The organism is Streptomyces sp. NBC_01264 (assembly GCF_026340675.1).
Classification (GTDB): Bacteria; Actinomycetota; Actinomycetes; order Streptomycetales; family Streptomycetaceae; genus Streptomyces.
On sequence record NZ_JAPEOX010000002.1, the window covers coordinates 1,324,598 to 1,349,136 of the forward strand.

23 protein-coding genes and 2 tRNA genes are annotated in these 24,539 nt (G+C 71.9%); 19 read left to right on the forward strand and 6 right to left on the reverse strand.

Annotation, left to right across the window (positions count from 1 at the left end):
• Positions 1 to 35: 35 nt before the first annotated feature.
• Positions 36 to 398 (reverse strand): nuclear transport factor 2 family protein, encoded by a 363-nt coding sequence (locus OG435_RS38945; RefSeq protein WP_266884506.1) that lies wholly within the window; start codon positions 396 to 398, stop codon positions 36 to 38.
• 273 nt (positions 399 to 671) lie between these two features.
• Here OG435_RS38945 and OG435_RS38950 point away from each other — a divergent pair, with 273 nt between their 5' ends.
• Together OG435_RS38950 and OG435_RS38955 are read left to right on the forward strand one after the other, a co-directional pair.
• The gene (locus tag OG435_RS38950) at positions 672 to 1,646 is read left to right on the forward strand and encodes a diacylglycerol/lipid kinase family protein (protein ID WP_266884508.1); all 975 of its coding nucleotides are present in this window, start codon (positions 672 to 674) and stop codon (positions 1,644 to 1,646) included.
• Entirely contained in the window at positions 1,643 to 3,160 is a 1,518-nt protein-coding gene (locus tag OG435_RS38955; RefSeq protein WP_266884510.1) for an MmgE/PrpD family protein, read from the forward strand. The genes OG435_RS38950 and OG435_RS38955 overlap by 4 nt, the downstream gene beginning before the upstream one ends.
• A gap of 79 nt (positions 3,161 to 3,239) precedes the next feature.
• Here OG435_RS38955 and OG435_RS38960 read toward each other — a convergent pair whose 3' ends face one another.
• Entirely contained in the window at positions 3,240 to 3,410 is a 171-nt protein-coding gene (locus OG435_RS38960) for a hypothetical protein (protein ID WP_266884512.1), read from the reverse strand.
• A 91-nt stretch (positions 3,411 to 3,501) separates the two neighbouring features.
• Entirely contained in the window at positions 3,502 to 4,500 is a 999-nt protein-coding gene (locus OG435_RS38965; RefSeq protein ID WP_266884514.1) for a bifunctional lysylphosphatidylglycerol flippase/synthetase MprF, read from the reverse strand.
• 185 nt (positions 4,501 to 4,685) lie between these two features.
• Here OG435_RS38965 and OG435_RS38970 point away from each other — a divergent pair.
• The 12 genes from OG435_RS38970 to serS all read left to right on the forward strand — a co-directional run bounded on the left by OG435_RS38970 (position 4,686) and on the right by serS (position 15,500).
• Positions 4,686 to 4,772 (forward strand) — tRNA-Glu (locus tag OG435_RS38970).
• Between the two features lie 215 nt (positions 4,773 to 4,987).
• Positions 4,988 to 6,586: an aldehyde dehydrogenase family protein gene (locus OG435_RS38975; protein ID WP_266884516.1), complete on the forward strand. Its 1,599-nt coding sequence runs from the start codon at positions 4,988 to 4,990 to the stop codon at positions 6,584 to 6,586.
• A 32-nt stretch (positions 6,587 to 6,618) separates the two neighbouring features.
• On the forward strand, positions 6,619 to 7,758 hold the full coding sequence (locus OG435_RS38980) for an acyl-CoA dehydrogenase family protein (protein ID WP_266884518.1): 1,140 nt from the start codon (positions 6,619 to 6,621) through the stop codon (positions 7,756 to 7,758).
• Positions 7,755 to 9,038, forward strand: coding sequence for an aspartate aminotransferase family protein (locus tag OG435_RS38985; RefSeq protein WP_266884520.1), 1,284 nt, complete (start codon positions 7,755 to 7,757; stop codon positions 9,036 to 9,038). The genes OG435_RS38980 and OG435_RS38985 overlap by 4 nt, the downstream gene beginning before the upstream one ends.
• A gap of 6 nt (positions 9,039 to 9,044) precedes the next feature.
• The gene (locus OG435_RS38990; protein ID WP_266884522.1) at positions 9,045 to 9,536 is read left to right on the forward strand and encodes a type II toxin-antitoxin system RatA family toxin; all 492 of its coding nucleotides are present in this window, start codon (positions 9,045 to 9,047) and stop codon (positions 9,534 to 9,536) included.
• Positions 9,537 to 9,590: 54 nt separating this feature from the next.
• Positions 9,591 to 10,112, forward strand: coding sequence for a hypothetical protein (locus OG435_RS38995; RefSeq protein ID WP_266884524.1), 522 nt, complete (start codon positions 9,591 to 9,593; stop codon positions 10,110 to 10,112).
• Positions 10,109 to 10,657: a flavin reductase family protein gene (locus OG435_RS39000; protein WP_266884526.1), complete on the forward strand. Its 549-nt coding sequence runs from the start codon at positions 10,109 to 10,111 to the stop codon at positions 10,655 to 10,657. Before OG435_RS38995 ends, OG435_RS39000 begins: the two co-directional genes overlap by 4 nt.
• Positions 10,654 to 11,679: a VlmB-like protein gene (locus OG435_RS39005; RefSeq protein ID WP_266884528.1), complete on the forward strand. Its 1,026-nt coding sequence runs from the start codon at positions 10,654 to 10,656 to the stop codon at positions 11,677 to 11,679. Before OG435_RS39000 ends, OG435_RS39005 begins: the two co-directional genes overlap by 4 nt.
• Positions 11,676 to 12,686, forward strand: coding sequence for a beta-ketoacyl-ACP synthase III (locus OG435_RS39010; RefSeq protein WP_266884530.1), 1,011 nt, complete (start codon positions 11,676 to 11,678; stop codon positions 12,684 to 12,686). Before OG435_RS39005 ends, OG435_RS39010 begins: the two co-directional genes overlap by 4 nt.
• A 50-nt stretch (positions 12,687 to 12,736) precedes the next feature.
• Positions 12,737 to 12,976, forward strand: coding sequence for an acyl carrier protein (locus OG435_RS39015; protein WP_430625818.1), 240 nt, complete (start codon positions 12,737 to 12,739; stop codon positions 12,974 to 12,976).
• Positions 12,976 to 14,196 carry a beta-ketoacyl-[acyl-carrier-protein] synthase family protein gene (locus OG435_RS39020; RefSeq protein ID WP_266884532.1) on the forward strand — a complete coding sequence of 407 codons (1,221 nt, stop codon included), beginning with the start codon at positions 12,976 to 12,978 and terminating at the stop codon, positions 14,194 to 14,196. Before OG435_RS39015 ends, OG435_RS39020 begins: the two co-directional genes overlap by 1 nt.
• Before the next feature lie 20 nt (positions 14,197 to 14,216).
• Positions 14,217 to 15,500, forward strand: coding sequence for a serine--tRNA ligase (gene serS, locus OG435_RS39025; protein WP_266884534.1), 1,284 nt, complete (start codon positions 14,217 to 14,219; stop codon positions 15,498 to 15,500).
• 43 nt (positions 15,501 to 15,543) lie between these two features.
• Here the strand turns inward: serS and OG435_RS39030 are convergent, their stop codons facing one another.
• Complete coding sequence (locus tag OG435_RS39030) at positions 15,544 to 16,320, reverse strand: AfsR/SARP family transcriptional regulator (RefSeq protein ID WP_266886474.1); 777 nt, start codon at positions 16,318 to 16,320, stop codon at positions 15,544 to 15,546.
• Between the two features lie 469 nt (positions 16,321 to 16,789).
• Here OG435_RS39030 and OG435_RS39035 point away from each other — a divergent pair, with 469 nt between their 5' ends.
• Positions 16,790 to 18,247: an MFS transporter gene (locus tag OG435_RS39035; protein ID WP_266884536.1), complete on the forward strand. Its 1,458-nt coding sequence runs from the start codon at positions 16,790 to 16,792 to the stop codon at positions 18,245 to 18,247.
• A gap of 88 nt (positions 18,248 to 18,335) precedes the next feature.
• The gene (locus tag OG435_RS39040; RefSeq protein ID WP_266884538.1) at positions 18,336 to 19,190 is read left to right on the forward strand and encodes an alpha/beta fold hydrolase; all 855 of its coding nucleotides are present in this window, start codon (positions 18,336 to 18,338) and stop codon (positions 19,188 to 19,190) included.
• Here the strand turns inward: OG435_RS39040 and OG435_RS39045 are convergent.
• Entirely contained in the window at positions 19,142 to 19,981 is an 840-nt protein-coding gene (locus OG435_RS39045; protein ID WP_266884540.1) for a helix-turn-helix domain-containing protein, read from the reverse strand. The two genes, OG435_RS39040 and OG435_RS39045, sit on opposite strands and share 49 nt — an antisense overlap.
• A 258-nt stretch (positions 19,982 to 20,239) precedes the next feature.
• On the opposite strand from OG435_RS39045, the gene OG435_RS39050 reads away from it, so the two are divergent.
• Together OG435_RS39050 and OG435_RS39055 are read left to right on the forward strand one after the other, a co-directional pair.
• Positions 20,240 to 22,306: a phosphocholine-specific phospholipase C gene (locus OG435_RS39050; RefSeq protein WP_266884542.1), complete on the forward strand. Its 2,067-nt coding sequence runs from the start codon at positions 20,240 to 20,242 to the stop codon at positions 22,304 to 22,306.
• A 193-nt stretch (positions 22,307 to 22,499) separates the two neighbouring features.
• Positions 22,500 to 23,693: a PP2C family protein-serine/threonine phosphatase gene (locus OG435_RS39055; RefSeq protein ID WP_266884544.1), complete on the forward strand. Its 1,194-nt coding sequence runs from the start codon at positions 22,500 to 22,502 to the stop codon at positions 23,691 to 23,693.
• A gap of 99 nt (positions 23,694 to 23,792) precedes the next feature.
• Here the strand turns inward: OG435_RS39055 and OG435_RS39060 are convergent.
• A tRNA-Pro gene (locus tag OG435_RS39060) sits at positions 23,793 to 23,866 on the reverse strand.
• A 118-nt stretch (positions 23,867 to 23,984) separates the two neighbouring features.
• Here OG435_RS39060 and OG435_RS39065 point away from each other — a divergent pair.
• Positions 23,985 to 24,497 (forward strand): DUF309 domain-containing protein, encoded by a 513-nt coding sequence (locus OG435_RS39065; protein WP_266884546.1) that lies wholly within the window; start codon positions 23,985 to 23,987, stop codon positions 24,495 to 24,497.
• Positions 24,498 to 24,539 lie beyond the last annotated feature (42 nt).

Below are 24,539 nucleotides of genomic sequence, written 5' to 3' on the forward strand. Positions count from 1 at the left end.
CCGGCCGTCTCCGTCCGGCCGTGCCGCCGTCGGCCTCAGATCTCCTCGGGGAACTGGTGGTCGGTACGGATCCGGCCGTCCTTCGCGAAGGTCAGGTACTGGGTACCGCGGGCCGCGATGTCACCGCCGTCCTTCGGCACCATGTTCCAGGTGATCCGCGCGGCCTCGTGATTCACGGAATGGGCGTGCAGCCGGAAGGCGAACCCCTTGGCGACGAAGTCGACGTACGCCTCGGTCACCGCCGCCTCGATCCCCTCGTGACCGCGGAATTCCTGTCCGGTATTGGCGTACAGGCCGTCCTCGGACCAGATCTCCGCCACCGCTTTCCGGCGGTTTTCGGCATCGGATTCGTTCCAGACGGCGAGATAGCGCTCCACAAGGCCTTCGGTCAAGCTCATGGTCATTCCTCCTGAGAAAAGGGGTGCCGGTCACGGGGGTCCGGTGCCCTGTGCTCGGTGTGTGACGGGTCGAGCCTTCCACCGGCCGGGGTGGTGTGTCGATTACCTGCCGGGTAATGCACGGGTGTGCGGAATGCGGGGAACGGCGGTGTCAGCCGCGCATCAGGCCCGGGTCAGGCACTACGGAGATGCTGGCCCGCGCGTGCGAATCCCGGCGCAGAGCCGTGCCCATCGTCATCCGACCGATGTCATCCGACCGATTGGAGTGAAGCCATGGCGGACACCGCCGGGGCATATCCCGAGGACTGTCTGGTCATCGCGAATCCGGCAGCCGGCACCGTCACCGAGGAACTGGTGCGGGAAGTGGCCGACCGGTGCGCACGCCACACCCGCGTCACCGTCACCCGCACCGAAGGACCCGGCGACGCCGAGCGGGCCGCCCGGGAGGCCGTCCGCACCCGGACCGGCGAGGGGACGCGGGTGGTCGTCGCCATCGGCGGCGACGGGACGGTGCTCGAGGTCGTGAACGGCCTGATGGACGGCGCCGGGCCCGGCGAGTACACCGCGCTGCTCGTGGTACCGGCCGGCACCGGCAACTCCGGCTACCGCTCCCACTGGGGCACGCGCCCCTGGCAGGAAGCCGTCGACACCGGACTCGGCGCCCTTCCCTCGGCCCTGCGCCGGCTCGACCTGGCGCGGGTCAGGGAGCTCGACGCACTGGTGGTGCTCGGCGCCGGCGCCGGACTCACCGCCGAAGTGCTGCGCAGCGCCCGGGAGGTGACGCTGCGGGGCCGGGCCCGGCTCCAGGCGGGACTGGAACACGCCGCGTCCGTGTTCACCCCGTACCCCGGCCGGGTGGCCGTCGACGGGGCCGTCGTGCACAAGGGCGAGACGGTGCTGGTCAACATAGGCGGCGGCCGGCACCGCGCCTGGCAGTACCTGGTGCTGCCGCATTCGGTGCTGGACGACGGGCTCCTGGACGTCTGTGTGGTCGGCGCCGGCACCGACCCCGTCGACGTGCCCCCGCTGCTGCTCACCGGGGAGCACGTCGACCGGACCGGCGTGGTCTACCGCACCGGCCGCAGCGTGGTCGTGGAGCGCACGGACGGCCTGCCGCTGTGCTTCGAGCACGACGGCGAACTGGTGGCGTACGAAGGATCGCGGCTGACCGTCGACATCCTGCCCGGGGTGCTTCCGGTGCTGTGCGCACCCGTGCCCGGCCCCGCCCGGCCGGAGCGGACCCGATGACCGGGCGGCGCCCCGGGCCCGGCCCGGCCGGGGAAACCCCGCTCCCGCCGTCCCGGACCGCCGAGCTGGCGGGCTGGGCCGCCGGACTGCGCCTGGAGGACCTCCCCACCCGGGTCGTCGGGCTCGCGCGCAGTCAGGTCCTGTCGCAGCTCGCCGCCATCCGCACCGGCCTCGGCCACCCGCTCGGGCGCCGGCTGGTGTCCGCCTTCGGGGAGCCGCTGCAGTCCGATCCGGCCCGGTCCGCGGCCGTCCTGGCGGGCCTCGGCTCCTGGCTCAACCTCGACGACACGGCGTACGCCGGGCACTTGTCGAACTCGACGGTCGCGACGCCCCTCGCCTACGTCCGCTCCGAGGGGCTCGACGGCGCCGCCTGCCTGACCGCCGTCGTGGCGGCCAACGAGTGCGCCGCCCGGGTCACCGCGGCGGCGACGCTCGGACCCTTTCGAGGCCAGACCGCCGCGCACACCAGTCTGATCGGCGGTGTGACCGGCAGACTGCACTGCACCGGAGCCGGAGCCGGCACCTGGACCCATGCGATCGGGCTGGCCATGACCATGCCGCCGTGGACCCTCCTGTACGGCTTCCTCAGCGGCGACGCCCGGGTCCTCACCGCCCTGACACCGGTGCGCGCGGCGATGGACGCGTGCGACGCGGCCGAGGCCGGACTGACCGCGGCCGCGGACGTGGTGGAGCACCCCGACGGCTTCCTGAGCAGGTTCGCGGTGGTGCCGCTCCCCCGGGCCGTGGACGAGGGGCTCGGCCGGCGCTGGCACACCGACACGCTCTCCTTCAAGGTCCGTCCCGGCGGACCGGGTGTGGACACCGCCGTGGACTGCGCCCTGGAACTGCGCCGGCGGTCACCGGGGGCCGGCTTCGCCGACGGGATCGAGGAGATCGTCGTGGAGACGTCGCGCTACACCACGTACGTCGCGCACCTGACCGACCGGCACGGAAACGGGCCGGACACCCCGCCGAGCATCCTGCCGCTCTCGGTGCCGTACGCCGTCGCCGTGGCGCTGCTCACCGGCGATCTGTCCGTGGCCGACTTCACGGCGCCCGCCACGCACGAGGCGCGGCGCTGGGAACTGTCCTCCCGGGTGCGGCTGGTGGAGGATCCCGGGATGACGGACGACCTGCTGGCGAGCGCCGCGCCGTTCGGAGCGGCGGTCCGGCAGGCGGGGCGGCCCGCCGTCGACTGGCTGGCCGCGTTCGCGGGGCGGGAGGCCGCCGAGCGGGCCGTACTGGGCGCCCCCGAGGACACCTTCGAGCAGGCGACCAAGCACACCGGCTCCCGGCTCACCGTGCGCTGGGCGGACGGCCGCACGGCCACCGCGCGGCGCGACATCCCCATCGGGGCGGCGGGAGAGGAGACCCGGGCACTCCACTGGGAGCTGGTCAGGGAGAAGTTCCGCCGGGCCGGGGGTCCGGACGAGGCCGCCGACCTGTGCGCCCATCTGGAGGAGCTGTCCCCGGCGGAGCTCGCCAAGCTGACCGCGACGGCGCTCGGCGGCTGAGCCGGCGTACGCGAGGGGGGCGGCCCGGGCTTCGAAAAGCCCGGGCCGCCCCCCTCGCGTACGTGCCTTCCGGCGCCCCTCAGACGCGCTGGGCCTGCTCCGCGGCCATCCGGACGTCCAGCTCGCGCACCACCTGGGCGGCGTTCCTGGCGATCTCCTCGTCGTCCGGGGCACCGATGATCTCCATCAGGAACGTGACGAGCGACTCCTGCAGGGCCTGGGTCTGCGACTTCCGTACTTCTTCGGACATGACCGACTCCTCTACGGCGCGGCGTTGGACGGGTGTGGTGGGTGGTGGTGGACGGGTGTGGCGGACGGGTGTGGTGGACGCCTGTGTGCGCTCAGAACGCCTTGCAGGCGCGGAAGACATGGGCGAAGGCGGCCGGTGAGGCCGGCCCGTCGAAGGCCACGTACTCGGGGATCAGCTCCTCCGGAGCCCATTTCTCCTTGTAGGACAGCTGGGTCCGGGCCGGGTACAGGGCCTCCCCGTTCTCCCACAGGAAGTGCATCAGCCACTGGAACGCCGGACTGTGCCCCGGTACCTCGTGCGCCGGGTCCAGTCCGGTGAACGGGGTGAAGCCGAAGTGCAGCCAATCGACCCCCTCGGCCCGGAAGACGTCGATCGCCCGGGAGTTGATCGCCTCCATCAGCCCGGGCGAACCGCCGGGGATGCGCCGGCTCAGGTCGTGCATCCAGCCCGACCGGCTTCCGTAGACCGGCGAGTAGGAGATGTAGCCCACGGCGGCGCCGTCGATCGTGCCGAGGAAGAGCCGGCGGTGCTCCTGTGCCGGGCCGCCCAGCTCGCCCACCAGGAACTCCAGCGGACGGGCGTGCTCTCCCTTGGAACCCAGCCACGCCCGGTCGATGTCGTGCAGTGCCTCCTCCCACCGGCCGGAGTCCACCTCCTCCACCTCCAGGCCGTTGCGGAACGCCCTGGAGATCTTGTTGCGCAGCTGCATGAAGCGGGTGCCGCGCAGGGTGAAGGCGGGCAGGTGGACGGCCCACGAGGCGCCGATCTGGTTGACCGTGAAGCCCTGGCGCCGGTACGCCTCGGCGTCCTGCCGCTGCAACTGCACGCCCACCAGGCCCAGATCCTGCTCCCGGGCGAAGGCGGTGAAGCGTTCGAGCAGGGCCTCGTACGCCTCCGGGGTGGCGAACGGGCCGCCGAACTGCACCAGATGGCGCCCGGTCCGCCGGTAGACGACGAGGCCGTCCAGGCCGGGTGCGGTGAACACCTCGTTGCCCCGGTTGAGGGCCAGAAAGGAACTGGGGTTGTCGGACCGGGTGTGCCGCCGGACGGCATTCAGTACCGGATTTTCGAGAGCGGGGGAAGTGGTCACGGTCTGCTCCTTGTCAGTACGAAGCAACTTGCCGGAAGTACATCAGCTGCAATGGCCCGGCGAAAGGGCAACGGGAGAGCGGCCGCCCAGCGGTCAGATCCGTATCAGCGCCGTATAAGCGGGATATCAGGCGGGCCTGGCAATGTAGTTGTTGTGAACGGCACGGGAAACCGGGCCGGGAACGAGGAGAGGTGCCCGGAGCGGTCTATCGGGGTCCGGCGTTCGCGCCGGTCTGGCTCAGGCCTCCGCAGGTTCAAATCCTGCCCTCTCCGCCCTTCGTGAACGAATGCTTCGTGAACGAATTGAGAACGGCCGGTCGCCCGGAAGGGCAGCCGGCCGTTCTTTCGTTGCGGGAAAGGCGGGAGAAAGGCGAGAGTCAGCCGCTCATCAGCGGTCGGTCAGGTGCGGCTGTAAGCATCGATGCGTTCCGTGCGGAGACTGCCGAGACTGCGGAGTCCGCGGAAACCGAATTCGGGGAGGCGTGAGGATGCGCGACAAGCCACTGCTCAGCTACGAGCTCTACATCGCCGGGAAGGACGTGGAGGGCGACGGCTGGGTGTACACGGTCAGCTCCCGGTCCCTGCTCGAGGACGTGTTCACCAGTGTCGGCCTGAAGCGGGACCTGGAGCGCGACCCGGCGTCCGAGGCCGCGCAGCACCCCTACGTCATCGGCCGCTGCGCCATCGCCTCTTCGGGCGCCATCGACCTGGCGACCGAGGCCGCGGCCGCCGCGGCGCCCGGCTGGGCCGCCGTGCCGCTGGAGCGGCGGATGCGGCTGGGCACCCGCTTCCGTGAGGAACTCCTGGCCCGGCAGGACGAGTTCGTCGACATGCTGGTGGCCGAGGGGCACCCCGTCAAACTCGCGCGGTGGGAGCTCAGCTGCCTGTTCCAGGTGTACAGCGAGGAGAGCCTGGGCTGGTACCGCGAACAGATGCACACCGAGTTCAGTCACGGCGACCGCCGGCTGATCGTGCGCCGCCGCCCGGACGGAGTCGTCGGTTTCCATCCGCCGCAGAACGCCCCGGCCCCGAGCGCCGCCCTGGCCGTACTGGCCCTGATGGCGGGCAACGCCGTCGTGGTCAGGGCGCCGCGCTCGATCGCGCTCAGCACGATGTGGCTGATGCGCGACGTGGTGGGGCCGCTGCTCGACGAACTCGGGGCGCCTCCGGGCGTGCTCAACGCCATCTGCGGCAATCCCAAGCAGACCCTGGACCGCTGGCTCGCCGATCCGCTGATCGACGACATCTTCTACATCGGCGGAAGCAAGGAGGGCCTGCTCTTCGAGCGGGACTGCGTCGCGGCCGGCAAGAAGCCCATTCTGGAGCTGGCGGGCAACGACACCATCGTGGTGTGGCGCGACGCCGACGTGGAGAAGGCGGCGCAGGCCCTCGCCGAGGCGTTCTACGGCTCCGGCCAGATCTGCATGGTGCCCAACTGCGTCGTCGTCCATCCCGCGGTCGCGGACCGGCTGTTCGAGGAGGTACGGGCCCGGGTCGCCGAGGTCCGCCCCGGATACCCGCAGGACCCCGAGGTCCTGCTGTCCCCCGTACGCCGCAGCGAGCGGTTCTTCGGGCTGCTCAAGCAGGCCACGGACCGGGGCGCCGAGCTGGTGATCGGGGGCCTGCGCACGGAGTTGGACGGCACGCCGTCCCAGACCGGTGTCTTCCTCCAGCCGACCGTGGTGCGGGTGAACGGGCTGGCCGGGGCGCGCGCGTACGACGTGGTGGACCAGGAGACGTTCTTCCCGCTGCTGCCGATCGTGGTCGCCGAACCCGCCGACGACGACGAACTCCTCGACCGCTTCGTCGACTTCGTCAACAGCAACCGGTACGGCCTGCGCAACTCGCTGTGGGCCGGGTCGGACCGGGTGATCGACACGTTCGTCGGCCGGATCTCCAACGGCGGGCTGCTGAAGGTCAACGACTCGCACATCGGGTTCCTGCCCTACCTGCCGAGCCACGGCGGTACCGGTCTCACCGGCGGAGCCTTCGGGGAGGCGAACTACCCGATGCTCAAGACCTCGCACCTCCAGGGCGTCAGCATCGCCCGCGGCATCAGTCCGCACGAAGCGGTCTTCGGCTCATGACCGTCCCCGTACCCACACCCCCAAGGACTGCCATGCGTTCCCTCTCCACCGCACGAGAGCTCTGCGACCACTACCACCCCGGCCTGCTCAAGGCCCTGGGGGACATCCCGTACGCCCGGCGCGAGGTCCCCGGCAGCCCGGTGATCGACCTGTTCCGCGCCCACGACGGGGCCGGACTGCTGGTCCCGCGGGAGTACGGGGGCCACGGCGCGGACGCGCTCGACGCCATCCGGGTCCAGCGCGCCCTCGGCTCGCTCTCGCCCTCCGTGGCGGCCGCGGCGGCCATGCACCACTTCACCACCGCGACGCTGTACGCCCTCGCCGTCGATCCCGGCCGGCTCACCCCCGCCCAGCTGGAGGTGCTCTCCGGCATCGCGCCCGGGCGCCGGCTGATGGCGTCCGGCTGGGCCGAGGGACGGACCCAGCAGAACATCCTCGTTCCGGCGGTGTCGGCGACCCCCACCGAGGGCGGCTACCTCCTCAACGGCACGAAGAAGCCGTGCAGCCTGTCCCGTTCCATGGACCTGCTGACCGCCAGCATCGCGGTGCCCGGTCCGGACGGCGCGCCCGAACTGGCCCTGGCGATGGTGAACCTGCCCGCGCGGGGGCTGTCCGTGCACCCGTTCTGGGGCAACGACGTCCTCGCCGGCGCCGAGAGCGACGAGGTCCGGCTGACCGACGTCTTCGTCCCTGAGGAACTGGTCGTCCGGACCACCGCCGAGGACCCCGGCAGGCTCGACGACCTGCAGACGGTCGCCTTCGTCTGGTTCGAGCTGCTGATCTCGGCCGCCTACGTCGGCGCGGCGAGCACGCTGGCCGAGCAGGTGGTGAGCCGGGAGCGGGGCACCGCCGGGGAACGCGCCGCCCTCGTCATCCGGGTCGACTCGGCCTTCGGCCTGCTGGAGGGCGCCGCCCGGGCGGTCCTCGCCGGGCTCGGCGGCGAGGAGGCCGTCGCCCAGGTACTGGTGGCCCGGTACACCGTGCAGGACCTCCTCGCCCAGGCCGTGGACCAGGCGGTGGAACTGCTCGGGGGCCTCGACTTCATCCGCTCCGGCGACCACGCCCGGCTGGCCACCGCCGTGCGCGCGCTCGCCTTCCACCCGCCCGGCCGCGGCGCGGCCGCCGAACCCCTGCTGGCCTGGTTCGCGGGCCACCCCCTGGAGCTGTCATGACCACCACCCACCTGGTCCCCGGGACCCACACCGAGCAGCGGATACTCGACCTGTACCGGGCCCATCTGAGCAAGGGCCGGGCCACCCTCGCGGAGCTCTTCGGCACCCACATGGAGGTGGCGTCGGAGGGGGCGTGGATCACCACCAGCGACGGGGAGCGCTTCCTGAACGCCGGCGGGTACGGGGTCTTCATCATGGGCGCCCGGCACCCCGTCGTCATGGAGGCGGTCGAACGGCAGCTGCGGACCCACCCCGTCGCCACCCGCATCCTGCTGGAACCGACCGTCGCACTGGCCGCCGAGGCCCTCGTCTCGGTGATGCCTCCGGGTCTGGACCGGGTGCACTTCGCCCTGTCGGGCGCCGAGGCCGTGGAGACCGGACTCAAGCTGGCGCGGGCCAACGGCCGCAAGCGTACGGTCTCGATGCACGGCGGCTACCACGGCAAGACCCTCGGAGCCCTCTCGGCCACCGCGAAGGAGGTCTACCAGCGGCCCTTCCGCCCGCTCCTCCCCGACGTCCGGCACCTCCCGTACGGGGACGCCGACGCCCTGGAGGCGGAACTCGCCGCGCACCCCGGCGAGGTGTGCGTGATCCTGGAGCCCCTCCAGGGCGAGGGCGGCGTGATCATCCCGCCCAAGGGCTACCTCAAGCGGGTCGAGGAACTCGTACGCGAACACGACGGGTTCCTGATCCTCGACGAGGTGCAGTCCGGCTTCGGCCGCCTCGGCGAATGGTGGGGCGCCGACATCGAGGGCGTGGTCCCCGACGTCCTGCTCGCGGGCAAGGCGCTCGGCGGCGGAGTGGTCCCGGTCTCGGCCGCCGTCGCGACCCGGGAGGCGTTCCGGCCCTTCGACAAGGACCCCTACGTCCACACCGCCACCTTCTCCGGACAGCCGCTGCTGATGGCCGCCGTCCAGGGCGCGATCCAGGCCGTACGGGACGGCCGGCTGGTCTCCCGCGCCGGTGACCTCGGGGCGGTACTGCTGCCCCGCATCGCCGAGATCGCCCGCCGCAACATTCCCGACCTGCTCGTCGACGTACGCGGTCAAGGGCTGCTCATCGGTGTCGAGCTCACCGAGGCCGGCCTGGCGGGCGAGCTGCTCATCGAGCTGTTCAACCACGGAGTGGTGGCGAACCACTCGATGAACGGCAGTTCGGTGGTGCGGTTCACACCTCCCGCGACCCTCACCGACCAGGAGGTCGACGTGCTCCTCGACTCCTTCGACAAAGCCACCCGCGCCCTGATCAGCGGGTCGGCCACCCTGCCCGGAAGGCGGTAAGAGATCGTGCGGCACGTCGAACTGGAGGCCTGTGTGCGCTCCGAGAAGGCCCGGCACGTCTACGACAACGTACTGCGCTGGGAGCGTTATCCCGAGCTCGCACCGCACGTGCAGTCGACCACGGTCCACGCGACCCACCCCGACCCGGAAGCCGGCTCCAGCTGGGAACTCCACTTCCGCAGCGGACTGCTGCGCTGGACCGAACGGGACCGGTTCCTCCCCGACCAGCTGGAGATCCAATTCGAGCAGACCGAAGGGGACTTCGACGTCTTCTCCGGTACGTGGCGCCTGGAGCAGCGGGGCGATGACGTCGCGGTCCGCTTCTCGGCCGACTTCGACTTCGGCATCCCCAGCCTGGAAGGAATCCTCGACCCCATCGCGGAGCGCGTGATCAGGGAGACGGTCGCCTGGGCCGTCACGGGGCTGTTCCCCCGGACCGACCTGGTCGGCGACACCGGTCTCGACGACTCCGCCCCCGGCCTCCCGGCCACCGTCTGATTCCCGCCCGCCACCCCGGCGGGGCCCCTCAGCAGGATCCGCAGGAGACGACCCATGGACCAGGCCAACCCCTTCGAAACCCCCAGGACCTTCAGCCTCCACCGCGCCGAGTATCTGGTCGGGCTGGCCGTGTCCACCGGGCTGATCATCGCTCACTTCGGGGAGATCCGGTGGCTGCCGGCCATCGCGCTGTTCCTCTACATCGACCTCATCGGCTACCTGCCCGGCGCCATCGCGTTCCGGCGCAGCGGCGGCCGGCCCATCTCCAAGACGTACTACGTGCTCTACAACGTGATGCACAGCCTGATCACCCAGGGCGCGGTCGCCGCGCTGTGGTGCTGGCTGGTGAAGCCCGAATGGGCCCTGCTCGTGCTGCCGTTCCACCTCTTCGGCGACCGGGGGCTGTTCGGCAACTTCATGAAGTCGTTCGCGCTGCCCTTCGAACCGGTCCCGCAGAAGGGCTACCTGCGGCTGCTGGACGATCTCGGGCTCGCCCACCCCAAGCCCGTCGGGCACACCACCGAGCCCGCCCCCGTCGGCCACGTGGCCGCGCGGTCGGCCGGAGCGGCCCGATGAGGTCCGCGGCGAAGGCGCCCGCCCGGCTGCTGATCGACCAGCTGGCCGCGCCGGTGGCGGTGCTCACCGTGCGCCACCAGGGGCGTACGCACGGCACGACGGTCAGCACCCTGACCCGGGTCTCGCACCGCCCGCTGCTCCTCGGGGCGGCGCTGCGGGCCGGGTCGGTGCTGTCCCGGCTGGCCTCCGCCGAAGGCCGGTTCGCCGTCAACGTGCTCGGGGCGTCCCAGAGTTCCGTCGCCCGCTGGTTCGCCTCCAGCGCCCGCCCGGACGGGGTCGAGCAGTTCGCCGCCGTCGACTGGCACCCCGACCCGTACACCGCGGCGCCCCTGCTCGACGGCGCGCTCGCGCACTACGCCTGCCGGCTCTCCGCCCGTCACGTCGTCGGCGACCACGAGGTGCTGCTCGGACACGTCGTCCGGGTCGACAGCGGCGCCGGTGACCCGCTGCTGAGCTACGGGGGCGGACTCTTCGCCGGCGCGCTGCACCCGCGGACCCCACCGGGCGGCGGACACCGACCCCACATCGAGGAGGAAGCGGGATGACCGACACCACACGCGACCGGACGGCCGGCGCGGGCGCGGACCGGGTCACGGCCCCCGAGGCCGACTGGGACACCGCGCCGGGCCTGCTCGACGGCGCCATGAAGCTCACGCTCGGGCCCGAGGACTGCGACCTGGCTTACTGGATCACCTCGGTCGCCCAGGGCACGCTGCGCGACCGGGGGGTGACCGGACACCACGAGGACGCCGGTGTGCCGGAGCTGCTGACCCGGCCGGGTCCGCTGAACGAGGCGCTGACCCTGGAGTTCGGCTTCCGCAGCGTCGCCGAGGAGATCGCCACCCGGCTGCTCGGGCACTACGTGGCCCGCGCGCCCGGCATCCCCGAGATGGAGTTCTACGCCACCCAGATGATCGACGAGGCCCGGCACTCCCGGGTGTTCCGCAATCACCTGGTGGAGCTCGGCAGGCCGGCCGCGACCCTGCTGCGGGACATCGACGAGATGGCGGCCGACTACCGGCGCCGGGTACTGCGGCCGGTCGAGGAGTTCACGCTCGAAGTCATCCGGGACGAGGGGGACTTCCTCGGCGGTGTCGCGGTGTTCGCCATCGTCATCGAAGGGGTCCTGGCCCCCGCGGCCGAACTCAGCGAGCGCAAGTGGACCCCCCTCTCCCCCGCCACCGGGGAGATCTCCCGCGGGACGGCCATCGACGAGATCCGCCATCTGACCGTCGCGAGCACCATCCTGCGCGACCGACTGCGGGAGCACCCCGAGGAGCGGCAGCGGGTGCTGGACGTCATCGGGCGGGGCGTCCGGCTGTGGGACGAGATCCCCGACCGCGAATTCGTCATCCACCGCGAGGAACTGTTCCAGGAGGGCATGGAGGAGCACGCCGACCTCATCGGGGACCACGAGATCTGGCCCGGCGTACGGATGCTCGACACCACAGCCGAGCAGCGCTACGCCATGGCGGAGCGCTGGACCGACGAGATGGCCGAGACGCGCATGGCCTACATGGAACTGCCCGTCGACGTGCTGACCGGCGGTCCGGGGCGGTCGGCATGACAGCGGGCGCACCGGCCGCGGTGATCTGCGGCATCGGCGGGTACGTACCGCCCGGTGTGGTCACCAACCAGGACCTGACCAGCCGTCTGGACACCACCGACGAGTGGATCCGCAGCCGGACGGGCATCGCGGCCCGGCACGTGATCGCGCCCGGCACCGCCACCTCCGACCTCGCGGTCGAGGCGGGTGGGCTGGCCCTGGTCTCGGCGGGCGGCGAGCCCCCGGACGCGGTGGTGCTCGCCACCACCACGCCGGACCGGCCCTGCCCGGCCACCGCACCCGACGTGGCCGCCAGGCTGGGGCTCGACGGTGCGGCGGCGTTCGACGTCGCCGCCGTGTGCTCGGGATTCCTGTACGGCCTCGCCACGGCCTCCGGACTGATCGCGTCGGGGACCGCGCGCAGGGTCCTGCTGATCGGCGCCGACGCCTTCACCACCATCGTGGACCCGGCCGACCGCGGGACCGCGGTCATCTTCGCCGACGGCGCGGGAGCCGTGGTGCTGCGCTCCGGTGACGCCACCGAGCCGGGGGCCGTCGGTCCGCTGGTCCTGGGCAGCGACGGCCGGCTGAGCGACCTGATCGAGGTCCCGGCGGGCGGCTCGCGCCAGCGGTCCTCCGGCCGTCCGCCCGCTCCGGGCGAGGAGTACTTCCGGATGCGGGGGCGCGAGACGTACCGGCACGCCGTGGAGCGGATGAGCGCCGCCTCACGCACGGCCCTGGCGTCGGCGGGCTGGGAGATCGGCGACGTCGACCGGTTCGCCGCCCACCAGGCCAACGGCCGCATCCTCACGGCGGTGGCCGAGGAGCTCGGTGTGCCGGCGGAGCGCTCCCTGTCCAACATCGAGCGGGTCGGCAACACCGGCGCCGCCTCGATCCCCCTGCTACTGGCCCAGTGCACGGCCGACGGCTCCCTCTCAGGGGGCCACCGGCTCCTCATGACCGCCTTCGGCGGAGGTCTCGCCTGGGGCGCCGCCGCCCTGGTCTGGCCGGACGTCAAGGCAGCCTGACCGACACCGCCCCGGCTCACCACGGATCGACACGACTCAAGGAGACCGCAATGCCGAACATGTTCGAGACCCTCAAGGAAATCCTGGTCAGCAAGTTGAAGGTGGAGGCCGGGCAGGTCACGCCCGAAGCCACCCGGGAGGAGGTCGAACTGGACTCACTGGCAGTGGTCGAACTCTCGCTGCTGCTGGAGAAGGAGCTCGGCGTGAACGTCAGCGACGACGAGCTGCTGGACCTGGACACCATCGGCGACATGGCGCTGCTCGTGGAGCAGCGGATGTCGACGGTCTGATGCCCGCCACCGACACCGCGGTCACCGGCCTGGGTCTGGTCACGCCCGGCGGCGTCGGGACGGAGCCGACCTGGGAGGCCGTCCTGGCGGGGCGGGCCACTACGGCCCTCGACCCCGTGCTCGACGGCCACCCGGTCCGGCTCTCGTGCCGCGTCCCCGGATTCGATCCGGACGCGCTGCTCGGGGGCCGGCGGGCGCTGCGCCTCGACCGGTTCGTGCAGTTCGCGCTGGTGGCCGCCGGGGAGGCGGTGGCCGACGCCGGACTGGACCCGGCGACCTGGGACGGTGCCCGGGTCGGCGTCGTACTCGGCTGCGCGGACGGCGGGCCGGGCACCGTCGAGAAGGAGCACCGGACGCTGCTGGAGCAGGGCCCGCGGCGGGTGTCCCCGCTGCTGCTGCCCATGCAGCTGCCGAACATGCTGGCGGGGCAGGCCGCCATCGAGTTCGGTGCCCGCGGCCCCAACCTGGTGGTGGCCACCGCCTGCGCCTCGGGTGCCACCGCGATCGGTACGGCCCGCGACCTGCTGGCGATGGACCGGTGCGACATCGTGCTGGCGGGCGGCAGCGAGGCCATGATCACGCCTTTGGTCATGGCCGGCTTCGCGAGCATGGGGGCCCTGTCGCGGCGCGAGGACGACCCGGCGACCGCGTCGCGCCCCTTCGACGCCGGGCGGGACGGGTTCGTCGCCGGTGAGGGAGCGGGGGTCCTGGTCCTCGAGCGGGCGGCCGACGCCCGTGCCCGCGGCGCCCGGATCCGGGCGCGCATCGCGGGCTACGGAGCCAGCGCGGACGCCCACCACATGACCAGCCCGGACCCGCGGGGCCGCGCCGTCGAGGCCGCCGTACGGGCCGCGCTCGCCGATGCGGGCGCCGCCCCCGGTGACGTCGCGCACGTCAACGCACACGGTACGTCGACTCCGTTGAACGACCTGATGGAGGGGCAGATGCTCGCCCGGGTGTTCGCGGGTCGCCCGCTCGTCACCTCCACGAAGGGGGTGACGGGCCATCTGCTGGGGGCCGCCGGAGCGGTGGAGGCGGCGCTGGGCGTACTCAGCGTGGAGAGGTCGGTGGTTCCGCCCACGGCCTCGCTGGGGGAACTCGATCCGCGGCTCGACCTCGAGGTGGCCACCTCGGCCACCGGTGCGCGCATCGACCTGGCCCTGAGCAATTCCTTCGGATTCGGTGGCCAGAACGCGGTCCTGGCCATCGCCGCCGCCTGACCCGACGACAGGGGACTCCCGTGCACGACGTACGAGAACTGATCGAGCGGGACGGGCCGACGACGGCGGCGCTCACCCGCCGCGGCTACGAGTTGCGGGTCGCGCCGCTCCGGGAGGCGCAGCAGCGCCGTACCCGGGCCGCCGACCGGGTGACCCGGCTGCGGGCCGAGCTGAACCGGGCCTCCCGGTCCGCCCGCTCCTCCGGCGGACCGTCCGATGCCGCGCGCGACGCGGCCAGGGAACTGCGCGGCGCGGTCCGGCAGGCCGAGGAGGCGCTCTCGGCGGCCGGACGCGAACTGCGCGACCTGCTGCTCACCGTCCCCAACGTGCCGTACGACGACGTGCCGGACGGAGCCACCGGGGACGACGCGGTGGAGGTGCGCCGGGGCGGGCCGCCGCCCGTGCCGGCCGATCCGCAGCGCCATCACGCCGGGATCGGCGAGGCCCTGGGGATCCTGGACGCCGCCGCGGCCGGCCGGCTGTCGGGGGCCCGGTTCAGCGTCGCCCGCGGCGCCGGAGCCCGGCTGGAACGGGCGCTGGCCGACTTCTTCCTGGACCTGCACACGCGGAGCCAGGGATACACGGAGTACTCGGTGCCCTATCTGGTCAGCCGGGAGACCATGACGGGCACGGGGCAACTGCCGAAGTTCGAGGACGATCTCTTCGCCACCTCGGTCGGGGGCCGGGAGCTGATGCTCATTCCGACCGGCGAGGTGCCGCTGACCAACCTCTTCGCCCGGCAGACGCTCGACGCGGCGGGACTGCCGCTCGCCGTCACGGCCCGCACCCCCTGCTTCCGCGCCGAGGCGGGCTCGTACGGCCGTGACACCCGGGGGATCCTGCGGCTGCACCAGTTCGAGAAGGTGGAGCTGGTCAGGATCTGCCGCCCGGAGGACTCCCGTGCCGAGCTGGAGGTCCTGCTCGGGCACGCCGAGGAATGCCTGCGGAGGCTGGAGCTCTCCTACCGGGTCGTGCTGCTGCCCGCCGGCGACCTCGGGTTCTCCGCGCGCATGACCTACGACATGGAGGTGTGGCTGCCGGGCTCGGACGCCTACCGGGAGATCTCCTCGGTCTCCGACTGCGGCACCTTCCAGGCGCGCCGGGCCGGGATCCGCGTGCGCACGCGCGACGGCGTCAAGACGCCCGCCGCCACCCTCAACGGCTCGGCCCTGCCGATCGGCCGTACGGTCGCGGCGCTGCTGGAGCAGGGGTTGCGCGAGGACGGTTCGGTGGAGCTCCCGGCCGCGCTCGTGCCGTACGCCGGGTTCCGCCGCGTGCTGCCCGACGGCGGTACGGCACCGTGAGCGGCCGTGGACTACACCCGTCCGTCGCCGCTCACGATGCCGGTCAGGAGACCGGGAAGGGCTGACGCAGCGACGGGTCCTGGTTGAGGATGTTCCTGAAGCGCTGCCGGAGCTGGACCGACGGCTCCATGCCCAGTTCCTCCACCAGCCGGCTGCGCGCCTTGTTGTACGCCTCGACCGCCTCCGCCTGCCGTCCGCAGCGGTAGAGGGCCAGCATCAGCATCTCGGTGATCCGCTCCCGCCACGGGTGGACGGTACTCATCCGCTTGAGTTCCCCTATGACGTGGAACGGGTCCTCGCATCCGATTCCGAGCCAGAGCTTGTCCTCCAGCGCCGTCATGTATTCCTCGTCGAGCTGGAGGGCCACGCTCTGGCACATCGGCCCGGCGGGCACGTCCTGGAGGGGCGAGCCGCGCCACAGCCCCAGCGCCTCTTCCAGTAATCCGTAGGCCCGCCGGGGATCGTCGGCGACGACCCGACGGGATTCCGCGATCCGTCCGCGGAAGACGTTCATGTCGAGGTGATCGGCCGCGACCTCCAGGGTGTACCCGGAGGCCCTTGTGGCCAGGTGGGCGGGTGGGGCGGTCGATCCCGCCATCTTCTGGAGCGTCCCGCGCAGCCGGTAGATGTGGGCCTGCAGAGAGTTGTTCGCCGTCGGCGGCGGACTTTCCCCCCACAGCTCCGTGTAGAGCTGCTCGGCGGGCACCGGCCGGCCACCGCTCACCAACAGGGCCGCGAGAAGCGTCCGCTGTCTTGCCCCTGGAATGCTGTGGAATTGACCGTCCAGCTGATAACCGACCGCGCCGAGTATTCGGAACATCACCGGTTCGATTCTCCTTACGCGTGCTCTGCGTTGGCATATCCTCGGCGGGCCAGCAACCCGTGGGGAGGGTGGCCCGTGTCACAGATGGTTGCGCCATACAGTTGGGGGATTCGCACTCGATTTCAAGATTGCCATGGAACGTCCGCGCCGAGGCGGGGCATTTACAACCGGCCGATGCTTCTCCGCCAATGGAATGATCAAATCCGCAGCATTTTCGACCGATTCGTCACCATCTCCACGCCTGATCGACCGTACGCATGTACGCCCTTCGGCCTGCGCTTCGACGGAGTACCCCTACAGCGAGAGGCCAGTGGCAATACCGCGACGGGAACACACCCAAAGGCGGTGCCGCGTTTTGGCCTGATCTCTTCATTACCTCCGACGTAATTGACGGAACTGCAGGAGAGGCAGAAGCTGTTTGCCCGGTTGTAAATTCCGGATGAGCAAGCCGAACTGGAGTCCTGGGATGACGTCAGAAGCAACTCCTCGCACCGACACCAGGAGCGGTGGCAAAACAGCAGGCGGCGACGGACCGTCCTGGGGCGCATTGGTCGTCGTCATGGTGGGCACCTTCATGACCGTCCTCGACTACTTCATCGCCAACGTGGCCATCCCCGCCATCCAGAGTGACCTCGAGGCCAGTGCCGCACAGGCGCAGCTGGTCATCGTCGGATACGGCGTGGCCTTCACGGCCGGTCTGATCACGGGTGGCCGGATCGGGGACCTCTTCGGCCGCCGGCGGATGTTCGCCCTCGGCCTCCTGCTCTTCGCGGTCGCCTCCGCGGCCTGCGGCCTGGCGCCCAACGCCGACCTGCTCGTCGTGGCCCGGGTGGTCCAGGGCGCCGCGGCCTCACTGATGGTGCCCCAGGTCCTCGGCATCATCGGCACGGTCTACACCGGCCCGAGCCGCGCCGCCGCCTTCAACGTCTACGGCATGGTGGTCGGCCTCGCCGGGGTCTTCGGGCAGGTGATCGGCGGCGTACTGATCACCGTCGACATCGGCGGCCTCGACTGGCGGAGCATCTTCCTGATCAACGTGCCGGTCAGCCTGGTGGCGTTCCTGTTCGTCTTCCGTACGGTCCCCGAGTCGCGCAACGCCGACGGCACCCGCCTCGACCTGCCCGGCGCGGTCCTGGTGACCGCCGCTCTGGCCCTGCTGGTGACCGCCCTCGTCGAGGGACGCGAACAGGGCTGGCCCGCGTGGAGCTGGGTGTCCCTGCTCCTGGCGGTCGTCCTGTCCGTCGCGGCCGTCTCCCACCTGCGCAAGCGCGAAAGGGAGGGACGCGGCCCGCTGATCTCGCTCGCGCTCTTCCGCAGCCGCGTCTTCTCCGTCGGGCTCGCCGCCACCGTCACCTACTTCCTCGCGATGGGCTCCTTCTTCTTCCTCCTCGCGCTCTATCTCCAGCAGGGCCGTGGACTGTCCCCGCTGGAGTCCGGACTGCTCTTCCTCGCCCTGGGCGCGGGCTACTTCGGCTCCTCGCTGATGTCCGGCCGACTGGCCGGCCGGCTGGGGCGGAGCCTGGTGGTCTCGGGGCCGCTGACCCTCGCCGCCGGATACGTGCTGACGGGTGTCGCGGTGACCCTGAACGGCACCGACGGCAGCATCCTGTGGCTCGTCCCCTCCCTGCTGATCGCGGGCATGGGCATGGGGATGACCACCGGTCCGCTCACCGGGCTGGTGCTGTCCGGTTCCGCCCCCGAGCACGCGGCCTCCTCCTCCGGAGCGGTCAACACGGCGCAGGAGGGCGGCGCCGCGATCGGCGTGGCCGTCGCCGGCACGGTGTTCTTCCCCGCACTCGGCGGAGCCGCCGTGGCGGCCGACTACCCGCACGCCTTCACCCTCTCGCTGATCCCGCTCGTCGTCTTCTGTTGCGCCGCGGCCTTCATGATCCGCATGATTCCGGCCGCCGCCGACGCGGACTGAGACACCGGGCACCCCACCGGGCCGGGCGCCCCGTGCACCGCGTCCACTAGCCGGCACGAACGAGTCATGAACGAAGGGGCCGATCTCCATGCCGTACGTCACCACGGAAGACGGCACGAACCTGTACGTCACCGACTGGGGTTCGGGTCGCCCGGTCGTCCTGCTGGGCACCGGGGTGATGAGCTCACGGGTGTGGGAGTTCCAGGCCTCGTACCTGGCCGAGCGGGGCCTGCGCTGCGTCAGCTACGACCGGCGGGGCTGCGGCCGCTCCGACTGGCCGTGGTCCGGGTACGACTACGACACCCTGGCCGGTGATCTGGCCGCGGTGCTGGACGCTCTGGACCTGCGCGAAGTGGCCCTGGTGGGCTGCGGCGTGGGCGCCGGGGAGGCGGTGCGCCACCTCTCCCGGTACGGTGCGGACCGCATCGACAGGCTCGTACTGATCAGCCCGACCACGCCGTTCATCATGCGGACGGACGACAACCCGGACGGCGTCGACGTGGCCGCGCTCGACGCGATGGCGGCGACGATCGACGCCGACCGGCCGCGCTGGGCGGCCGGTCTGGCGGCGCCGTTCTTCGCAGGACCCGGCGCGGGACCCGGCACGGGCCCCGGGGCCGCCCCCGAGGACCTCCCCGTCTCTCCCGAACTGGCCCGCTGGATGGCGGACCTGGCCCTGGACAGCTCACCGCGGGCCACGCAGGAGATCTACCGGACCCTGTTCACCACCGACCAGCGCACGGAGACCGCCGAGGTCGCCGTTCCCACCCTCGTCATCCACGGGGAGGCCGACCTGGCGGCGCCGGTCGAGCTGTGCGGAGCGCGGACCGCGGGCCTCATAGCGAACAGCTCGTTCATCCGCTACGAGGGCGCGGCCCACGGCCTGTTCGCCACTCACGCCGACCGGCTCAACAAGGACATCCTGTCCTTCCTGTCCGGCTGACGCTCCGCGGCCGCCCGGAAGGCGGCGGCCGTGTGCGCGTCCGCCGGGTGCATCGTCTCCAGGGACAGTTCGGCCACCGTGATGTCGGTGGCCGCACCGAAGGTGGTGATCGTGCTGAAGAGCTTCAGCTCCGTGCCGAGCGCGCGGATCCGGATCGACGCGACGATGGTGTCCGAGAGCTCCTGGCAGTCCTTCGCCGTGCGCCGGCCGTATCTCGTCACCTCCTCGTACAGCTCGCGCAGGCTCTCCCGCCCCGAGTACACCGACTGGCGGTAGAGCCGCCCGAGCAGATGGCTGCGCCACTCCTCGACGTTCACGACCTGACGGGCCAGCCCCTCGGGGTGCAGGCAGACCCGCATGACGTTGACCGGAGGGACGAGCAGGTCGGGCGAGACTTCCGCCAGCAGCAGTTCGGCGCCGAGGTTCATCGCGACGATGTCCTCGTCGGCGTCGACGGCGAGTGCCGGGTAGGGGGCGTGGGCGGTGATCAGCCGGTCGACCGCTTCCCGCACCACCTTCAGCCTTGGGGCCTCGAGGGGGGTCTCCTGGTAGAGCGGGGAGTATCCGGCCGACACCAGCAGGGTGTTGCGCTGCCGGAGCGGGATCTCCAGGCCGTCCGCCAGCCTGTGGAGCAGTGACCGGCTGGGCCGGGACCGCCCGGTTTCGACGAAACTGAGATGACGTGCCGAGGTCTCGACCTGAAGGGCGAGCTCATGCTGACTGATCTTCCTTCGTCGGCGCCACTCACGTAAGAGGGAGCCAACTCCGCCTTCTGTAATGGGCAATGTCATGCTGGGAGCATAACGGGCCAGGATCCGCGCGGGCTGACGCGCGCGCCACGATCCCGTCAGCACCAGCCCCCGCCCGGGGTGATGACATGCCTGCGACGCCCTTCTCGCGATAGCCCAGAACCGGCCGACCTGCGCGCCGAACCGACCGCCGTTCGCCTGGTGTACGCACCGGCGTCACGTCAGGCTCCCTTACCGGGCCCCCGGACGCGCTGTGCTGGGGTACTCAGCCACCCCTCAACCACGGAGGTCGTTCGCGCCATGGCAGAACTGAATCGTCGGCGTTTCCTGCAGCTCGCGGGCGGAACCACGGCCCTGACGATGCTGGGCGAGAGCATCGCCCGTGCCGCCGCGATCCCCGCGCAGGGGACCACCGGCTCCATCGCGGACGTCGAGCACATCGTGGTGCTCATGCAGGAGAACCGTTCCTTCGACCACTACTTCGGCGCGATGCGCGGTGTCCGCGGCTTCGGCGACCCGCGCCCGGTGACCCTGCCCAGCGGCAAGTCCGTCTTCCACCAGTCCGACGGCACGAAGGAGACGCTCCCCTTCCGGCCGCCGTCCGAGGACCTCGGCATGGAGTTCCTCCAAGGTCTCAACCACGACTGGGCGGGCGGACAGAGCGCCTTCAACAAGGGTAAGTACGACAACTGGGTGCCCGCCAAGACGCCGACCACCATGGCGCACCTGACGCGCGACGACATCCCGTTCCACTACGCCCTCGCGGACGCCTTCACCATCTGCGACGCCTACCACTGCTCGTTCATCGGCTCCACCGACCCCAACCGCTACTACCTCTGGTCGGGCCACACCGGCAACGACGGCAAAGGCGGCGGCCCGGTCCTCAACAACGCCGAAGCCGGGTACGGCTGGACCACCTACCCGGAGCGCCTGGAGGCGGCCGGAGTCTCCTGGAAGGTCTACCAGGACATCGGCGACGGCCTCGACGCCGCCAGCTCCTGGGGCTGGATCGACGACGCGTACCGCGGCAACTACGGCGACAACTCGCTGCTGTACTTCAACAACTACCGGGGCGCCCAGCCCGGCAGCGCCCTGTACGAGAAGGCCCGTACGGGCACCGACGCCGCGGCGGGCGAGGGCTACTTCGACAAGCTGCGCGCGGACGTCGTGGGCGGCAACCTCCCGCAGATCTCCTGGATAGCCGCACCCGAAGCCTTCAGCGAGCACTCCAACTGGCCCTCCAAATACGGCGCCTGGTACATCTCCCAGGTCCTGGACGCCCTCACCGCCGACCCCGACGTGTGGGCGAAGACGGCCCTCTTCATCACCTACGACGAGAACGACGGCTTCTTCGACCACATCGTCCCGCCGTACGCCCCCGCCAGTGCGGCGCAGGGCCTGTCGACCACGCCCACCGCCCTGGACGTGTTCCCCGGCAAGGCCGGTTACGTGGCCGGACCCTACGGCCTGGGCCCGCGCGTGCCGATGCTCGTCGTCTCCCCCTGGAGCACCGGCGGCTACGCCTGCTCCGAGACCTTCGACCACACCTCGGTCATCCGCTTCATGGAGCAGCGCTTCGGCGTCCACGAGCCCAACATCTCGCCCTGGCGCCGTGCCGTCTGCGGCGACCTCACCTCCGCCTTCGACTTCGGCCGCAAGGACACCTCCCCGGCCCCGCTGCCCGACACCGACGGCTGGTTCCCACCGGACCGCGAGCGCCACCCCGACTTCCGGGCCACCCCGCCGGCCCAGGGGGTCATGCCGCGCCAGGAGAAGGGTCTGCGCCGCACGCGCGCGCTCAAGTACGCCCCGTACGTGGACGGCGCCGCGCTCGTCTCCGACGGCAGGTTCCGGCTGACGTTCAGCGGTGGCCCGGAGCTGGGCGCGCAGTTCTACGTCACCTCCGGCAACCGCACCGACGCCCCCTGGACCTACACCACCGAGGCCGGCAAGTCGATCGCGGACACCTGGAACACCGCCTATTCGGCCGGGTCCACCGATCTGACCGTGCACGGCCCCAACGGCTTCCTGCGCGGCTTCCGCAACCCCGGCACCACCCCCGGCCCCGAGGTCACCGCCCGCCACGACGCCGCGACGGGGAACCTGGACCTCACCCTCACCAACGCGGGCGCCACCACCGCCACCCTGACCCTCACCAACGCCTACGGCGGCGGCCCCAAGCGCCTCAAGGTCGCCAAGGGCGCCACCGTCCGGCACACGGTCTCTCTGAAGAACACCCGCCGCTGGTACGACGTGACGGTCACCGCGGCCGGCACTCCGGGCTTCCTGCGCCGCTTCGCGGGCACGGTGGAGACCGGCCGGGCGGGCCTGTCCGACCCGGCGATCCTGACAGAGCACTCCTCCTGACGGCACCCGTCCCGCGCAGTGCCCGCGGGGCCGCCTCCCCAGGCGGCCCCGCGGGCACTTCGCCCTGTGGCGGCGATCGGCCGAACTCGACGACCCGTCCGGCACCACCCGCCCGGTTGACCGCCGCGAGCCCGGCGGGCTGATGAAATGCCCTCTACGGCAGAGGGCGGCGGGTGGCGGGCGGAGGAGGCACGTGTCGGAACAGCGCGGACCGGGCGCACCGGAGGCGCGGCTGCGCTCCATGGAGGAGGCCCTGGAGCAGATCGGCACCTCCCCCGACGAGCGGCAGACCTGCCGGGAGCTGGCCGCGTTCCTGCTCCGCACCCTGTCCGACACCGCGGCCGTGGACCTGATCCGCCCCGGCGCCCGCGTCGAACGCGTGGCGGCGGCCGGTGCGACGGACCTCCTGGAAGGTTCCGCCGTCGAAAGCGCCCCGCTGGTCCGGGCCCTGGACCGCGACCATCACCTGGAGACCTGGGCCACGGGCTCCGGGGCCGCCCGAACCTACGCCGCCTCGGTACCCGTGACCGCCCGGGGCGAGCTGTACGGCAGGCTCCTGACCGTCCGCACGCGGGCGGAGTACGGGGACCACGAGCTGGCGACCCTGCACTTCGCGGCGCGCCTGGCCGCCATCCACCTCGGTCACGCCCGGCGCCTCGCGGCGACCGAGAAGACCGCGCTGGACCTGCAGCGCGCCCTGGTCGCGGAACCCGGCCGGCCCCACCCCAACCTGGAGATCGCCAGCCGCTACCTGCCCGTCGGGGACCGCGCCCTGGTCGGCGGCGACTGGTTCGAGACGATCCGCCTGCACTTCGGCCGCACCCTCCTCGCCGTCGGGGACGTGATGGGGCACGGCCTGGAGGCCGCGGTCGACATGAACGCGTACCGCTCCGTGCTGCGCGAGGTCGCCTCCACCGATCTCGCCCCGCACCGGGTACTGCGCCAGCTCGACTCCATGTCCGCGTCGGACGACACCCGCAGGCCCGCGACCTGCCTGCTCGTGCGCATCGATCCGGCCCGGGGCATGGCCCTCTACTCCAGCGCGGGGCACCTGCCGCCCGCCCTCTTCACCGGCGACGGCACGGGCGAACTCCTGGACGTACCGGTCGGCCCACCGCTGGGCACCGGCCTCGGCGGCTACGAGGCCCTCGCCCGGCCGCTCACCCCCGACCAGACCCTGCTCCTCTACACGGACGGCCTGGTGGAACGGCGCAGCGAGGACATCGACACCTCCCTCGCCCGGCTCGCCGCCCTGCGCCTGGGCTCCCGTACGAGCCTGACGGAGGTGGTGGACGCGGTCTGCGCCGGCCTGGACGCCCAACACGCCGAGGACGACGTGGCCGTACTGGCCGCACGCCTGCGCCCCCGGCTCAGGGACCCGGAGTGAGGGCTCCCCGGGTTCCGCTCGGGAGCACACGGCCCCGAACACACGAAAGGCCGCCTTCCCATTTCTGAGAAGACGACCTCCGACTCGCACGAAGCGAAGTCGGGACGACAGGATTTGAACCTGCGACCCCTTGACCCCCAGTCAAGTGCGCTACCAAGCTGCGCCACGTCCCGATGTGCGTCTGATCTGGGGTTTCCCCCGTCTCGGCGGCACATGCAGAACATTACCCCACACCGGGGGGTGTCCATGCACCGGTTATCGGCGAGAAGGGGATGAAGCGAGGATGGAAGGGTGAACACACGGGATCGGGACGACGAGGGGCGGGCGCGCAGCGCACGGCCCAGGGACGGGCTGGGCCGGCCGCTGCCCTACGGGGCGCAGGGGGTGGAGCGGCAGCCCGAGGGAGTGGTGCGCACGCCCGGGGAGACGGTGGCGCAGGCGCAGCTCCTGCTGGACGCCGGGATGCCCTTCCACGCGCACGAGGTGTTCGAGGACGCCTGGAAGTCCGGGCCCGGGGCCGAGGCGCCGCTGTGGCGGGCGCTGGCGCAGCTGGCGGTCGGCCTGACGCACTCCGCGCGCGGCAACGCGGTCGGCGGGGCCCGGCTGCTGCGCCGCGGAGCCCTTGCCCTGGCCGGGCCGGTCGCAGCAGCCGGGGCCGCCCCCGAGGCCGGGCCCCCGTACGGCATGGACATCCCGGGACTGGTCCGGTGGGCCCAGGAGCTGGCGGCTCGGGTGGAGGCCGGCGCGGCCGTAGACGCGGCGGCCGAGGCCCCGCACCTCACGGGCGGCCCCGGCCCAGCCTGAGCGCGGGGCGGCGCAGCGGACTCCCCAGGTTGTCGCCGTCCG

Coding starts and splice junctions, on each gene's coding strand:
- OG435_RS38945 (WP_266884506.1), bottom strand. CDS start 398: ATGAGCTTGACCGAAGGCCTTGTGGAGCGCTATCTCGCCGTCTGGAAC.
- OG435_RS38950 (WP_266884508.1), top strand. CDS start 672: ATGGCGGACACCGCCGGGGCATATCCCGAGGACTGTCTGGTCATCGCG.
- OG435_RS38955 (WP_266884510.1), top strand. CDS start 1,643: ATGACCGGGCGGCGCCCCGGGCCCGGCCCGGCCGGGGAAACCCCGCTC.
- OG435_RS38960 (WP_266884512.1), bottom strand. CDS start 3,410: ATGTCCGAAGAAGTACGGAAGTCGCAGACCCAGGCCCTGCAGGAGTCG.
- OG435_RS38975 (WP_266884516.1), top strand. CDS start 4,988: ATGCGCGACAAGCCACTGCTCAGCTACGAGCTCTACATCGCCGGGAAG.
- OG435_RS38980 (WP_266884518.1), top strand. CDS start 6,619: ATGCGTTCCCTCTCCACCGCACGAGAGCTCTGCGACCACTACCACCCC.
- OG435_RS38985 (WP_266884520.1), top strand. CDS start 7,755: ATGACCACCACCCACCTGGTCCCCGGGACCCACACCGAGCAGCGGATA.
- OG435_RS38995 (WP_266884524.1), top strand. CDS start 9,591: ATGGACCAGGCCAACCCCTTCGAAACCCCCAGGACCTTCAGCCTCCAC.
- OG435_RS39000 (WP_266884526.1), top strand. CDS start 10,109: ATGAGGTCCGCGGCGAAGGCGCCCGCCCGGCTGCTGATCGACCAGCTG.
- OG435_RS39005 (WP_266884528.1), top strand. CDS start 10,654: ATGACCGACACCACACGCGACCGGACGGCCGGCGCGGGCGCGGACCGG.
- OG435_RS39010 (WP_266884530.1), top strand. CDS start 11,676: ATGACAGCGGGCGCACCGGCCGCGGTGATCTGCGGCATCGGCGGGTAC.
- OG435_RS39015 (WP_430625818.1), top strand. CDS start 12,737: ATGCCGAACATGTTCGAGACCCTCAAGGAAATCCTGGTCAGCAAGTTG.
- OG435_RS39020 (WP_266884532.1), top strand. CDS start 12,976: ATGCCCGCCACCGACACCGCGGTCACCGGCCTGGGTCTGGTCACGCCC.
- OG435_RS39030 (WP_266886474.1), bottom strand. CDS start 16,320: ATGTTCCGAATACTCGGCGCGGTCGGTTATCAGCTGGACGGTCAATTC.
- OG435_RS39035 (WP_266884536.1), top strand. CDS start 16,790: ATGACGTCAGAAGCAACTCCTCGCACCGACACCAGGAGCGGTGGCAAA.
- OG435_RS39040 (WP_266884538.1), top strand. CDS start 18,336: ATGCCGTACGTCACCACGGAAGACGGCACGAACCTGTACGTCACCGAC.
- OG435_RS39045 (WP_266884540.1), bottom strand. CDS start 19,981: ATGACATTGCCCATTACAGAAGGCGGAGTTGGCTCCCTCTTACGTGAG.
- OG435_RS39050 (WP_266884542.1), top strand. CDS start 20,240: ATGGCAGAACTGAATCGTCGGCGTTTCCTGCAGCTCGCGGGCGGAACC.